This window comes from Parabacteroides sp. AF39-10AC (assembly GCF_003635405.1).
GTDB classification, from domain to species: Bacteria; Bacteroidota; Bacteroidia; order Bacteroidales; family Tannerellaceae; genus Parabacteroides; species Parabacteroides distasonis.
Genome location: NZ_QTLP01000005.1, coordinates 247,090 through 261,227, shown reverse-complemented (window position 1 = coordinate 261,227; position 14,138 = coordinate 247,090). Strand labels below are relative to the sequence as shown.

Annotated in this window: 14 protein-coding genes; 4 read left to right on the top strand and 10 right to left on the bottom strand. The window is 45.9% G+C overall.

What is annotated here, in order from left to right; genetic code table 11:
- Positions 1-77: 77 nt before the first annotated feature.
- Entirely contained in the window at positions 78-1,148 is a 1,071-nt protein-coding gene (locus DW033_RS06775; RefSeq protein WP_005861189.1) for a nitronate monooxygenase family protein, read from the bottom strand.
- 255 nt (positions 1,149-1,403) lie between these two features.
- On the opposite strand from DW033_RS06775, the gene DW033_RS06770 reads away from it, so the two are divergent.
- Positions 1,404-2,690, top strand: a complete 1,287-nt coding sequence (locus tag DW033_RS06770; protein ID WP_008773889.1) for a hypothetical protein — start codon at positions 1,404-1,406, stop codon at positions 2,688-2,690.
- An 85-nt stretch (positions 2,691-2,775) separates the two neighbouring features.
- Positions 2,776-3,594: a PstS family phosphate ABC transporter substrate-binding protein gene (locus DW033_RS06765; protein WP_005861193.1), complete on the top strand. Its 819-nt coding sequence runs from the start codon at positions 2,776-2,778 to the stop codon at positions 3,592-3,594.
- 47 nt (positions 3,595-3,641) lie between these two features.
- Here DW033_RS06765 and DW033_RS06760 read toward each other — a convergent pair whose 3' ends face one another.
- The 8 genes from DW033_RS06760 to rsmA form a co-directional block, all read right to left on the bottom strand.
- The gene (locus DW033_RS06760; RefSeq protein WP_005861197.1) at positions 3,642-4,421 is read right to left on the bottom strand and encodes a UDP-2,3-diacylglucosamine diphosphatase; all 780 of its coding nucleotides are present in this window, start codon (positions 4,419-4,421) and stop codon (positions 3,642-3,644) included.
- Complete coding sequence (locus tag DW033_RS06755) at positions 4,418-4,735, bottom strand: metal-sulfur cluster assembly factor (RefSeq protein WP_005861198.1); 318 nt, start codon at positions 4,733-4,735, stop codon at positions 4,418-4,420. The genes DW033_RS06760 and DW033_RS06755 overlap by 4 nt, the downstream gene beginning before the upstream one ends.
- A gap of 71 nt (positions 4,736-4,806) precedes the next feature.
- Positions 4,807-5,514 carry a DNA repair protein RadC gene (gene radC / locus DW033_RS06750; protein WP_005866762.1) on the bottom strand — a complete coding sequence of 236 codons (708 nt, stop codon included), beginning with the start codon at positions 5,512-5,514 and terminating at the stop codon, positions 4,807-4,809.
- Positions 5,515-5,599: 85 nt separating this feature from the next.
- Positions 5,600-6,166: an elongation factor P gene (gene efp, locus DW033_RS06745; protein ID WP_121737042.1), complete on the bottom strand. Its 567-nt coding sequence runs from the start codon at positions 6,164-6,166 to the stop codon at positions 5,600-5,602.
- Positions 6,167-6,266: 100 nt separating this feature from the next.
- Positions 6,267-6,971 carry an LrgB family protein gene (locus DW033_RS06740; RefSeq protein WP_122382579.1) on the bottom strand — a complete coding sequence of 235 codons (705 nt, stop codon included), beginning with the start codon at positions 6,969-6,971 and terminating at the stop codon, positions 6,267-6,269.
- Positions 6,972-6,974: 3 nt separating this feature from the next.
- Positions 6,975-7,313: a CidA/LrgA family protein gene (locus DW033_RS06735; protein ID WP_005861203.1), complete on the bottom strand. Its 339-nt coding sequence runs from the start codon at positions 7,311-7,313 to the stop codon at positions 6,975-6,977.
- 112 nt (positions 7,314-7,425) lie between these two features.
- Positions 7,426-8,772 (bottom strand): magnesium transporter, encoded by a 1,347-nt coding sequence (gene mgtE, locus DW033_RS06730; RefSeq protein WP_005861206.1) that lies wholly within the window; start codon positions 8,770-8,772, stop codon positions 7,426-7,428.
- Between the two features lie 15 nt (positions 8,773-8,787).
- On the bottom strand, positions 8,788-9,588 hold the full coding sequence (rsmA, locus tag DW033_RS06725; protein ID WP_122382578.1) for a 16S rRNA (adenine(1518)-N(6)/adenine(1519)-N(6))-dimethyltransferase RsmA: 801 nt from the start codon (positions 9,586-9,588) through the stop codon (positions 8,788-8,790).
- 95 nt (positions 9,589-9,683) lie between these two features.
- Here rsmA and DW033_RS06720 point away from each other — a divergent pair, with 95 nt between their 5' ends.
- On the top strand, positions 9,684-10,697 hold the full coding sequence (locus DW033_RS06720; RefSeq protein WP_005866766.1) for a lysylphosphatidylglycerol synthase transmembrane domain-containing protein: 1,014 nt from the start codon (positions 9,684-9,686) through the stop codon (positions 10,695-10,697).
- Between the two features lie 50 nt (positions 10,698-10,747).
- Positions 10,748-12,202 carry an aminoacyl-histidine dipeptidase gene (locus DW033_RS06715; protein WP_005866769.1) on the top strand — a complete coding sequence of 485 codons (1,455 nt, stop codon included), beginning with the start codon at positions 10,748-10,750 and terminating at the stop codon, positions 12,200-12,202.
- 91 nt (positions 12,203-12,293) lie between these two features.
- Here the strand turns inward: DW033_RS06715 and DW033_RS06710 are convergent, their stop codons facing one another.
- Positions 12,294-13,115 (bottom strand): Rpn family recombination-promoting nuclease/putative transposase, encoded by an 822-nt coding sequence (locus tag DW033_RS06710; RefSeq protein ID WP_122382577.1) that lies wholly within the window; start codon positions 13,113-13,115, stop codon positions 12,294-12,296.
- Positions 13,116-14,138: the final 1,023 nt, after the last annotated feature.

Genomic DNA, 14,138 nt, shown 5'->3' with positions numbered 1-14,138 from the left:
TATGCCGATTATATCAGACAATTATCCTATGAAAGGACTTTTTCAGTGCCCTCCGTTTCCGGAGGCTTTTTTTGTGCTTATAATTTCGCTTTCCATTCATTCATCAACTCGGTAATGGTTTCCCGTACCGAAGTGATCTTATTCGCTCGCCAAGCGTTACTGCCGGCGAAAGCGTATCCATTCTCGAAATTCCCTTTGAAGGCGTTGTACAAGGCGGTGACGATACAATACGGGCTGCGTGATATATCGCACGTCTTGATACAGTTGAAGGGACAAGCTTTCGGTTGCTTGATTCCCGCCTTCACTTTCTCAAGGAAACTGCAATGGATGGCTCGTCCGGGCATGCCGACGGGACTTTTGATGATCTCTATGTCCTTCTCCTCGGCCTGTATATAGGTCTGTTTGAAGGCTTCCGAGGCATCGCATTCCGTGGTGGTAACGAACCGGGTTCCTAACTGAACGCCTGATGCTCCAAGGTCTATCATGCGTTTGATATCTTCACCCGTATAAATGCCTCCTGCCGCGATTACCGGGATCTTTTTGTCGTATTTCTGCTCGAAATGAGAGACTTCCTCTACGACTTGAGGTAATAATTCTTCCAATGAGAAATGCTGGTCTTCCAACTGGTTTTCCTTATATCCCAGATGTCCACCCGCTTTTGGGCCTTCTAGTACCACCGCATCCGGAAGATAATCATAGTTATTCTTCCATTTCTCGCAGATGATACGTACGGCACGTGCGCTGGAAACGATGGGAACCAGCTTGGTGACGCTATCTTTCTTGAGGAAAGAAGGCAAGTCCAAAGGCAGTCCGGCACCGCTGAAAATGATGTCTACCTTTTCCGCTATACTGGTCTTTACCAGTTCAGCGAAGTCGGAAAGAGCTACCATTACGTTTACGCCGATGATACCTTTCGCTTTTTCCCGGGCCTTGCGGATCTCTTCCGCTAACCCGAGATTCCCAGCTTCCGTATAATTGCTGGGTGACAATTTCTTATATAAAAGTCCGAGACCGGCTGCGGAGATAACGCCGATCCCACCTTCATTTGCAACGGCCGAGGCTAAGCCGGAAAGAGAGATGCCTACGCCCATTCCACCTTGGATGATTGGAATACGAGCCTTTAGGTCTCCGATTGTTAATGTCTTCATTAAAAAAATAAATATAGTGTTTCAATAATCGAGGCAAAGGTAGCACAATATCCCAATAAATGTGCGAAATGGACCAGAATTATCGCGCAAATATTCTAGTCATGTGCAATGTATGGAACGAACCGATTATTTTATGTAAATTCGTCCCTGAATAATTAGGCAAGACGTCTGTAACAGGATTGTAATGTATGTGAAACGGGTGTGAAACAGGAGCGTTGTAACTTTGCGACGCAAATATAGTTTTTATAGTTAGGAATGAAATTAGGAAAAGTTATAGCGCTCATGTTAGTGCTGCTTCCATTCAGTATGGGAGCGCAGGAGGTGGATCAGTCGGTGGAAAAACGTATCGATTCCTTGGCTACGGAAGTGACTACCTTGGATAAGGTAGTCCAGAAGCTAAGCAAATTCAAGGTTTCCGCTTATATCCAAGGACAATACCAATATGGACAGGAGGACGCTACCTTGAAGGTGGGCGATAAGAACGAGAACTTGGATAAAGGGTTTAACCGGATCGGTATCCGCCGGGGCCGTATGAAGTTCGAGTACAATGATGGGATCGGAACAGGTGCTGTCCAGATCGAGGTGAATGATAAGGGAGTAAGTTTCCGTGATCTGTATATCGGTATCAAGGACCCTTGGACGAAGCGTAGCCAGTTGATGGCTGGTGTGTTCAACCGTCCTTTCGGTTATGAGGTCTGTTATTCCACGAGTTCTCTCGAATCTCCGGAGAGAGCGACTATTATCCAGTATTTCTTCCCGGATGAGCGTGACTTGGGAGCGATGCTTACCTTACGTACCAAGACTACCAGCCCATTGAGTTTCTTGCGATTGGATGCCGGTCTGTTTGCCGGAAACAGTATCAACCGGGAGACGGATAGCCGGAAAGATTTCATCGGGCGTCTGGGTGCCGAGAAGGCGATAGGCGACTGGGGAAAATGGGGAGCCGGTTTCTCCTATTACCATGGTTTTGTCTACAACCCGACTACCGAGGCGTATGAGATGCGTGGCAATCATTTCGTTAAGAGGGATATGGGAGAGACGGGTACTTATATGAAGCGCCAGTATTTAGGTTTGGATGGACAGTTTAGTTTTCTTTCATCTTTAGGAAAGACCACTCTCCGTGCGGAAGGTTTGATCGGTACCCAACCCGGTATTGCCGGAAGCAGTAAAAGCCCTAACTACAGTACCCGACCGGAGAATTTGCCGGAAAATTCTTTGTTCAAGCGCCCTTTCCTTGGTTACTTCTTTTATTTGGTACAGGATATAGGTGCCTCTCCTTTCTCCGCCGTATTGAAATATGACGTTTACGATCCGAATACGAAGGTGAGTGGAAATGAGGTCGGGGCGGAAAATAGCTTCACCTCAAAAACCGACTTGGCTCAAAGCACGATAGGTATCGGCGGTATCTATAATTTCAATAAACATATCCGTCTACAAGCTTACTACGAGTTTAACTTCAATGAGAAAAGTAACCTCGTGAAGGGCTACGAGAACGACCGGAAGGATAATGTATTGACAGTCCGTCTTCAATATAAGTTTTAATTCATAGGATTGTAATATCTGTTTCATCCCATTGAAATACCGAAGTATTTATTTTGTATCGTAAATAAAAGATAAATACAAAGTAATGAAGAAGACGATTTTATTAGCTGCCATGGCAGCGTGTTTGTTTGCTACGAATGTGTTTGCCCAGAAGATAAAGGGTAGCGATACTTGTTTGCCTCTTACCCAGACTGAAGCCGAGAATTTCATGAATAAGAACAAAGCTGCTAAGATAACGGTGACGGGTGGTGGCTCCGGCGTGGGGATCTCCGCTTTGATGGAAGGCACTACGGATATAGCGATGGCTTCCCGTAAGATGAAATTCGACGAGCGCATGAAGTTGCAAGAAGCCGGGAAGAAAACGAAAGAGGAGGTGATCGCCTACGACGCTCTGGCTGTTGTCGTGCATCCTTCCAACAAGGTATCCAATCTGACCCGGGAGCAATTGGAAGGCATTTTTACCGGCAAGATCAAGAATTGGAAAGAAGTGGGTGGTGCGGATATGAAGATCGTGGCCTATTCCCGCGAGACTTCTTCCGGAACCTACGAGTTCTTCAAGGAGAGCGTGTTGAAAAATAAGAACTATATGAACGGTATCTTGAGCATGCCGGCTACAGGTGCCATTATCCAAAGCGTAAGCCAGACGAAAGGAGCCATTGGCTATGTAGGTCTTGCTTATTTGAATAAAGAAGTGAAGCCGATCCATGTATCGTATGATGCCGGAAAATCCTACGTGGAGCCTTCGTTGGAGAACGCAAGGAATAAGACCTATCCGGTTGTCCGTCCGTTGTTCTACTACTATGAGACGAAGAATGCCTCAAAGGTGCGACCGTTCATCGATTATGTGATGTCTGCCGAAGGACAAGCGACGGTGAAGAAGGTTGGTTATATCCCGGTAAAGTAAGCGGAGAATCCGGACAGCGTTGTATGAGCACATCATACAACGCTGTCTTATGTGTTGGGATAAGATTGTCCGTCCGTCTCTTCCAGAAACTGATCCATATACAGATTCTCGCCATCCCATACGATATAAGAGAAGAATTGCATCCAATCCCCGGCTATGAGAATACGGGAGGTACGGCTTAACATCAAGTCCAACATGATGTGGCGATGGCCGAAAATGAAGAAGTTTATATCGGGATGCGTCTTTAGATATTCCTTGGCGAAAACAACCATATATTCAGCGTCTTCCCCTTGATACTTTTTAGCCTCTTGCTTTTCCAGTCCACTCTTCCGGCTGTTGAGCGACCAACCTAAAGCGAACCCGAACGTCCAGCGGGGATGTATTCCTGCATATAACCATTGGCAGAACTTATTCCGGAAAATAGCCCTGATCAGACGGAATGCCTTACTCCGGAAATCTACCTCATCGCCATGCCCGAGGAAGAAACGTTTCCCTAATAAATCGACTGTCAAGGTATCCCGATGGATGATGGCGCCTATCTCTTTCGGCAAGTAGTCGAACATCCAGATGTCATGGTTACCGATAAAGATATGTATTTCTATGCCTCTGTCCGCTAACTCGGCCAATTTCCCCAGAAAACGTACATGGCCTTTCGGCACGACGTATTTGTATTCGTACCAATAGTCGAATAGATCTCCCAGAAACCAAATGGCGGAAGCGTCTTCCTTGATGCTATCCAGCCAACGTACCAGTTTCTTCTCGATGGCTAAAGGGTCCTTGTGGAAACGGGCTCCCAGATGTGCGTCTGAGGCGAAATATATTTTCATAGAAAACCTAATTCCAGTTTAGCCTCCTCCGTCATCATGTCCTTGTCCCATTCCGGCTCGAAGACGAGGTTTACCTCTACATTGTTCACCCCATCGACCGCTTCTACCTTCATACGGACATCTTCCAATATGAAATCGGCCGCCGGACAGTTCGGGGCGGTGAGGGTCATATCGATGCGTACATTTTTTTCCTCATCGATATCTACCTTATATATAAGCCCAAGATCGTATACGTTTACGGGTATTTCCGGGTCGTATACCGTCTTCAGCATAGCGACGATCGCTTCTTCTGTTTGGAGAAATTCGTTGTTCATCTTCTTTTGTTTTATACGCGAATATACATTAATACTTCTATATACTAAACCGGGGGAAAAGAGAATTTGTTTCACCGGACCAGCCTTCCTTCATCCGCATAGCTATAATAACCGCTATCGGACAGGATGATATGGTCCAGTATCCTAATATCCATCAGCTTCGCCGCCTTTTGGATACGCTCGGTCAAGGCATCGTCGTGCGTACTGGGGCGGAGGCTACCGGATGGATGATTATGGCATAGGATTATACCGGAGGCCAAGGCGTTGATCGCCGCTTTTAATACCAAACGGATATCCACGGAAGTCTGGTTTACTCCGCCCTGACTGATTTTTACCTTTTGTATCACCTTATTTAATGGATTGGTTAGAGCGATCCAGAGTTCCTCATAAGGTAAATCGCATAGTTGGGTACGGAATAGGAGATAGGAGTCTTTGCTGCTTCGGATAGCATCTTGAGGAGACGCCTCTGAGGTTTCCCGCCGTTTCCCTAGTTCCATAGCGGCGCAGATCGTGACCGCCTTCGCCTCTCCGATACCTTTAAAGCCGGAAGTTAATTCTTTGATGGAACGTTTACCCAATGTATTCAGATTGTTGTTTACGGAGTGAAGTATCCGTTGAGAGAGTTGTACGGCCGTCTCCTCATTGTTGCCGGATCCGATCAGTATGGCGATCAATTCGGCATCGCTTAATACGGAAGCGCCTTTTTGAAGCATTTTCTCACGGGGCCTGTCTTCTTCGGCCCATTCCTTGATGGAAAGTTTTCCTGTCTTTTCTTTCATAGTCGGGAAAGGTTTATGATTTGGTTAAAAAAATAGTTCCCGCCTGCTTATCAAGCGGGAACCGTATATTTTGACAAGACCCGGATTACTCGCGGATACGGCCTACGTAAGAACCATCAGTCGTATTGATCTCGATAATCTCGCCCTCGTTGATGAACAACGGAACGCGAACTTCCGCACCAGTCTCTACGGTTGCCGGTTTCAAGGTGTTAGTAGCAGTGTCACCTTTAATACCCGGTTCTGTATAAGTAACTTTTAATTGAACTTTTGTAGGCATGTCGGCGAAAAGAACCGTATCGGTAGATGCATCAGAAACAACGTCTACAATTTCTCCCTCTTTCATGAAATCAACGCCGTTGATCAAGTTTTTGTCGATGATCACGTCATCGAATGTCTCTTGGTTCATGAAATGATAATGCTCGCCTTCCGTATAAGTGAACTGATACGGGCGACGTTCTACGCGTACATCTTCCAACTTCTCACCGATATTGAAACGACGCTCGATCTGACCGCCTTTTACAACATCTTTCAATGTGGTACGCATGATGGTATTACCTTTACCCGGTTTTACGTGAAGGAAATCGACGCAGAAATAGAGTTTTCCGTCCAAACGGATACAAGTTCCTTTCTTAATGTCTTGTGAATTGATCATATTTATTTTCTTTATTTATATATGTTATAGAGTAATCCGTAACGTTTTTCGGGTGCAAAAGTAGTACATTCCTGCTAAAGTAGCAAAAAGTTTTGCGTATTTATATGGAAAAATAGTTGCAAATCAACCGAATAACCGGAACCAAGACCGCTGTCATGATACCCATCAAGCCAATCGCCAGTCCGCTTAATGCTCCTTCGATGGCCCCGATTTGAATGGCCGCTGCTGTTCCTACTCCATGGGAGGAAGCCCCTAACGCCAGTCCTTTAGCGATATGGCTATCTATTCCCAGTACCCTCATCACGATAGGGCCCACTATACTGCCAAAGATTCCTACCGCTACGACGATGACGGCGGTAAGTGAAGGTATGCCGCCCGCTTTCTCCGCTATCCCCATAGCGATCGGGGTGGTGACGGATTTCGGCTGGAGCGTGGCGATCAACGCTTGGTCGGCTCCCATCAATTTACCGATGATGATTACGCTTACGATTCCGACAATGGCCCCGACAAATACGGAAGTCAAGATCGAAACGACATTTCCCTTTAGATATTGGATTTGCTCATATAACACATAGCCAAGGGCCACTACGGAAGGCCCCAGCATAAAATGGATCAAATGACTGCTTTGCTGGAACGACTCATATTGAATGCCTAGGACTTCCAGTACCACGATAATCACGAAGATGGTCGTAAGCAAAGGATGCAAAAGACTGATATGGACTTTCTTGTAAAGAGCCAAGGAAGTCAGGTAGGTACCAATTACCAAGGTAAGAGCGAAAATCTCGGAATGCACCAGATTATCCATGGTCTATTTTCCCTTTTCCAGTTTTTGTTGCACCAACGCTACGCTGGCGATGACTAAAATTGTACTTACTACGGAAGCGATCAGCAGGACTGCCCAATACTCGGAGATGATCCCGAAGGAATTCATAAGCCCTACACCGGCAGGAACGAAGAATAATCCCATGTTTTGGGTAAGAACCGTGGAAAGACGTTTCACCTTTTCAGGTTTTACTTTCTTGAACGCGAGGGCTAAAAACAATAGCACCATCCCAATTACGCTACCCGGTATGAAACCGTCGATAAAGTAGCTGATAAACTCTCCCGTGAAATAGAAGAAGAGAATGTAAAATGCTTCTGTTAGCATAGTTTTTCTACCTTTTTTTGATAACCGCTACAAAGATAACAGCTATTTCGTAGATATGTTCTATAACATATTATTTTAACATAATAGGGGCGGGGTTCGCCCACCCGTGGCATCAAGCTAACGCGGAAGTAATGAACATATAAATCATCATACCGATAATATCGTTGGTAATGGTGATAAACGGTCCGGTCGCCAAGGCCGGATCTATCTTCATCTTATCTAAGGTCATGGGAACTAACGTGCCGAATATACTGGCGAACATTACGACGGCGAATAGGCTTAAAGATACGGAGGCCGTAATCCCCCGGTCTCCCAGCATGAAGAAGTTGTAAATGAACACGACCAGACTGATAATGCTGGCATTGATTAACGAGACTACAGACTCTTTTAGGATTTGCGGTACGATATTCCCTTCCTTCAAGGTATTGTTTGCCAAGCCCTGTACCACGATAGCGGAAGATTGTATGCCTACGTTTCCACCGGTACCACCGATCAGCGGGATAAATAGCGCCATCTTCGGGTTAGTGGCGAAACTGCTCTCGAAACCACCGAGGATAACGGAGTTTCCCAATCCTCCGATCATGCCGATCAGCAGCCAAGGTAGGCGGGCGGCGGTTTGGGTGAATACATTATCCGAGGTTTCCACGTCTTGCGAGATACCGGATGCCAACTGGTAATCACGCTCGTGTTGCTCGCGTACCTCATCCATAACGTCATCGATCGTGATACGTCCTACCAGACGTCCGATACTATCGACTACGGGCAAGGCTACCAAGTCGTATTTCTCGATCGTCTCCGTAACCTCCTCGATACTGTCGCTGTCGCGAACGGAGATCGGGTCTTTTTTCATGACGTGCTTGATCTTGGAGACAGATGGGTGGGTGATCAGTTTCTGCAAGGGGAGCACACCTTTCAAGCGCTCGTCGTCATCCACTACATATACATAATAGATCTCGCTCATCTCCTCCGCTTGCTTGCGCATCTCGTCGATACATTTGGGCATACTCCAATTCTCGTTCACCACGATCATCTCGGTACCCATCAAACCGCCGGCGGTGTCCTCGTCGTATTTCAACAAGTCCACGATATCACCGGCCTGCTCTACGTCCTCGATATGCGAAAGGATCTCCTCTTGGGTATCCTCGTCCAACTCACGCATCAAGTCAACGGCATCATCCGTTTCCATGTTATCGACGAAACGCTTGGCGATAAGCTCATTGGGAAGTTCCTTCAATAATTTATGACGGTCTTCCTCATCCAGCTCCATCAAGACATCCGCCGCTTTGTCGCCATCCATCAATAGATAGAGATAAATGGCCTCTTGCAAGTTCAGTTCTTGATAAAGCTCGGCTATATCGGCAGGATATAGTTCATGAAGTACCTCCTGTGCCTTCGCGTCATCTTTGGCCTCGATGATGCTTTTCAGGTTCTCGATGTAATCTTTCGTCAGTTCGATCATTGGACTCTTATATTATTATAGGACATCACCAGCCTGCTTCTCCAAATGCTTTTGGCTGATCAAGGTCAGTTCCACGAATTGCTCCACGGATAACTGTTCCGGGCGCTTGTCGAATATCGGCAAGGCGTAATCCGGGCAATCTTTACCCAATAGGGGTTTCATGGAATTACGAAGCGTTTTCCTTCGTTGGTTGAATGAGGTCTTTACTACGGTCTTGAATAACTTCTCGTCGCATCCCAGCTCCTTGCGGTCGTTACGGGTAATTTTCAATACGGCGCTTTTCACTTTTGGAGGCGGATCGAATACTTTCTCACTGACGGTAAAGAGGTATTCCACGTCGTACCAAGCTTGGAGCAATACGCTCAAGATTCCGTACGTCTTGCTACCGGGACCCGCCGCTAGGCGTTCCGCTACCTCTTTTTGTAACATCCCCGAGCAGCAGGGAATCTGGTCCTTATAATCGAGGACCTTGAAGAATATCTGGCTGGAGATATTATAGGGGTAATTACCGATCACACAAAACTGCCCCGGAAATAGCTTCGAGAGATCCAATTTTAGGAAATCCTCGGCGATGATACGTCCTTTCAGATCGGGGAAATTCTGGTTCAGGTAATCTACGGATTCCATGTCCAACTCGACAACGGTTAAATCATGTCCCGCCTCCAGCAAGAACTGGGTAAGGACTCCCATTCCCGGTCCGATTTCCAAGACCGGCAAGGATTTGAAAGTATCGAGTGTGTCCGCAATGCGCTGTGCTATTTGCAGATCCTTTAGGAAATGTTGCCCTAATGCTTTTTTTGGCTTAACTAATCTCATCCACTTTTCGGTGTAATGTGTTTGTTTTTAAATATTATGCTTATCTTTGCGGATGCACAAAAGTACAATAAATAATTTAAAGTTCCCTATACCTAATGGATTTTAAGAGCATTCTACGTACGTTTCTGAAGATAATTCTACCTTTAGCCTTCGGCTGTTTACTCCTTTGGTTTTTGTATCGGAAAATGGATATCACTGAGATTTGGCGAGTAGTCAAGGAGGGGGTTCGTTATGATATTATTCTGGTTTCTTTATTGTTCGGCTTGTTCGCCAATATCGTCCGTGGCTTACGGTGGGGATTGCTGATCAGTTCCTTGGGCGAGCGCTTCAAGATGAGTAACGTGATTTACGCCGTGCTGGGTAATTACGCGGTGAATCTGGTGTTGCCCCGTGTCGGCGAGGTATGGCGTTGCGGCATGATCACGAAATACGATAAGATCTCGTTTACCAAGCTGTTAGGTACGCTGTTGATCGACCGTGTGAGCGATACGATCATGGTCGGTTTGATAACCTTGATGATATTCATATTTAATATAAGCTTCTTTACGAGTTTCTTCGCCAAGAACCCGGCTTTGCTCGAAGGGTTCCAGTCCATGTTTAATTCGATATGGATTTACGTGGCGGTGATAATTTTTGTCGCTGTAATTTGGTTTGTATTCACTTATATGAGTAACTTTACGCTGGTACAGAAAGCCAAAGGCATGTTGAAGAATGTATGGACCGGTATGAAGAGTATCTGGTACATGGAGCATAAGATGCGTTTCGTGATAGAGACGTTATTGATTTGGGGAGGTTATTTCTGTTACTTTTATATTACGTTCTATGCTTTCGACTTTACCAAGGACTTGGGTATCGTGGTCGGGCTGATCACGTTTACGATGAGTAGTATCGGCGTGGCGGTGCCTGTTCAAGGCGGTATCGGACCGTGGCATTTCATGGTGATCGCTACCTTGGTTTGTTTTGGCGTGAACGAGAATGACGCGGCGGCGTTCGCCTTGGTCGTTCATACGGTACAGACGGTATGGACGGGATTGTGCGGATTGTTCGGCGTGGTGGCTTTGCCGCTCACCAACCGGGAGAACAAAGAGATTCCGGTCGCTGTTTCGTGATGAATACAAGATATGTATTAAATATGAACTGAACTAAATTATTAACATCTATGTCAGCAGAAATCAAAGATCTATCTCCGAAGCATGTATGGGGTTATTTTTATGACCTTACGCAAATCCCCCGTCCGACCGGACATATGGAGGCAGTAACCCGTTTTATGATATCCTTTGGTAAAGGATTGGGACTGGAAACCCTGCAAGATGAGGTGGGTAACGTATTGATCCGTAAGCCGGCCACGCCCGGAATGGAAGGTCGTAAGACCGTGACATTGCAGTCTCATCTGGATATGGTTCCCCAAAAAAACTCTTCCGTAAAGCATGATTTCGAGAAAGATCCGATCGACGCTTACATAGACGGTGATTGGGTGACGGCCCGTGAGACGACTTTGGGGGCGGACAATGGCATGGGCGCCGCTCTGGCGATGGCCGTGTTGGCGGACAATAGCTTGCGTCACGGACCTATCGAGGCCCTGTTTACGATTGATGAGGAACAGGGAATGGACGGCGCTTTCGGCTTGAAGCCGCATTTCTTAAAGGGTGATATTTTATTGAATTGTGATTCCGAGAAGGAAGGGGAGTTGTTCGTAGGTTGCGCAGGTGGCGCTAACGTGAATGTCTCTTTCCAATTTAAGGAGGATACTTATATTCCGGAAGGTGACGTGGCTGTCAAGGTTAGTTTGGCTGGCTTGAAAGGTGGTCATTCCGGTGTGGATATTCATTTAGGGCGTGCGAACGCGAATAAGTTGATCTTCCGTTTCTTGAAAGAGGCGGTATGCGATTATGGCGCTCGTTTGTCTTCTGTGGCGGGTGGTTCCTTGCCTAACGCAATCCCTCGTGAGGCTTTTGCCGTGATAACGATTCCGGGTGATAACGTGGAGTCTCTTTGGGAGCTAGTGGCTGATTACCAAGATATGTTCCGTACGGAGTATATGGGTGTGGAGGATAAGATCGATTTCGTCGCGGAGATGGTTGAATTGCCGTCTACGTTGATTCCGGAGGAGATACAGGATGATTTGATCAATGCGATCGAAGGTTGCCAGAATGGTGTGATTAGCATGTTGCATGATTTCCCGGGTACGGTTGAGTCTTCCTCTAACTTGGCGATCGTGAAGACATCTGATGAGTTGATCGAGGTGAAGATCTTGGTGCGTAGCTCATCCGAGTCTCGCAGGGATTCTGTTTGCTCAAGTCTGGAAAGTGTATTCGCTTTGGCAGGGGCTAAGGTGGAGGAGTCCGGTCATTATAATGGCTGGCAGCCTAATATCAATTCCCCGATATTGAACTTGATGAAATCTACTTATCTGGATTTATTTGGTAAGGAACCTGAGGTGAAGGTGATGCATGCCGGATTGGAATGCGGTATCATCCAAGGTGCTTATCCGGATATGGATATGGTTTCTATCGGACCGGATTTGGAATATCCGCACTCACCGGATGAGCGAGTGAATATTCATTCCGTACAGAAGATCTGGGAGTTTATTACAGCTACATTGGAGAGAATCTAAGGATCTCTTTCCTTATAGATATTAAACAAGCCCTCCAGCCTTTATTCTTCTAACCATTCGGTTAGCGAGAATAGGGCTGGAGGGTTTATTTTTATAGTTTCTCTATATCCTCAAGAGAGAGCCCAGTGTATTTTTGGATAATTGAGTGGGATAATCCATCCGCTTTCATGTTGCGGGCCGTAGATTCTTTCCCTTTCAATATCCCTTTCTCCTCTGCGTAATCGATCGTATTCTTATAATCCCTGTATCGTTTCAGAGCCTCGTCGTATTGTATGCGTTCTTCCTTGCTGAGGTTTGCCACGTCGGCTACTTCCAGCAACTTATCGAAGACCGCCTTTTTCGCCTTGAACGGCATTCTCTCTAAAGTGTCCATATGCTTCAATAAATAAATCCAACGTTCAAAATCATTCTCGCACTCGTCCGGTTCTTTTTGGAAGTAAGGCAGCTCGAGATAGACTTGCCGTATCCTGTCGCTAAACATCCTTCCGGTTTCCCGGTCCGCCAATATAACATCGGTCCGGAACTTTGAGTTCACGTCCATCTTGTAATTAAGTAGGAATACCCCGTATACGGGTTGCAACGCAAATTTCCAGTCCTTCCCTTTTTGTCCTTGGTTACTGATGGCCCTCGCCAGATAGTACAGTCCCCTGTCGTGGAAATAGGGTTGTGCCCCGGTTTGCATCTCAACCACAAACAGGTTTCCGTTGCTGTCCTTACAATGCACGTCAAAAACGATTCCCCTGTCGTCCAGCGTCTCGGGGGTCTGAATCGGGTTAAGGAACGTGATGTCCTCGATGTCGTGCTCTCCGAAGAACAGCTGGTTCAGGAAATCGATTAGTAACTCCTTGTGTACCTCCTGCCCGAATATCCGGTGAAAGCCGAAATCGGTGAAGGGATTGATAAATTTTCCCATAGTGCTTATAGGTTTAAATGATTAAATGATTAAACGGATGATCCTATCTCATCCTTTGCGGTAAAGATACGCTTTTTTTTAAAAGGAGGCAGGGCTGGTGTGCCAAAAGTTTCACTTTTGTGAGATTTGAGTGTTTTTTGAAAATACGGGAAACATGTGCTTTACAGGCCCTGATAACCAAGAAACGGGCCCTCTCATTGGCTGCTGAAGTGAATAACTGACGGCTTGTCGAGTGAATAACTGGCGGCTATACCTAGCCGCTAACTGACGGCTTGGGAAGTGAATAACTAATCACTTGGAAAGCCTTTTTATACTGGAACCAACAAGGTCTTCTCAGCGACTTTTGGGGTGCGCTTCAGTTATCCTGCGGGGCTTTTCTATGTCGATTATTCTGTTATAGCCCTTGCGGATGGATGGTAAGCGAAGCGGCGATAATCATGACAGTTTGCGCGAAACAAGGCTGTTTGTGTGACATACCTCTTCTTTGGAGAAGTCTAACCAGAGAGAAGAAATAGGTGAAAAGGGCCTTTTTGTCTCTTATTTATAGGTAAAAGGTCGCTTTTCCGGTGAGAAAGGTGGTGTTTGCCCACGCGAATATATGCGTTAGCCGACGCAACCGTATGCGTTAGGTGACACAACCGTATGTTTTAGGTGATACATACGGTAGTAATCTCCATCGCATACGATAGAAATAGCCTTCACATACGGGTGAATTATAGGTTTTAGCCTTAAGAATATGAATTAGGATGAATAATTTTCGCTAGAAAGAAAGGGCATATTCCGTTATCTTGTTATGGAATAACTACTTGCGAATATTTTTTCTCGTTTTACGGAACTGTATGTATAATCTCCCGGAAAATTCGATTCTCAAGGGCTTTAATTTTCAAAGTGTCACAATGACAATCCGTAAATTCCGGATGACTTGTTTAATATAATATTAATGTACGCCTGTACATTAATTAATGCTATACTATAAAAGTTGATGAATAATAGATTGAAATGATATTTGGAGTATGAAAACGA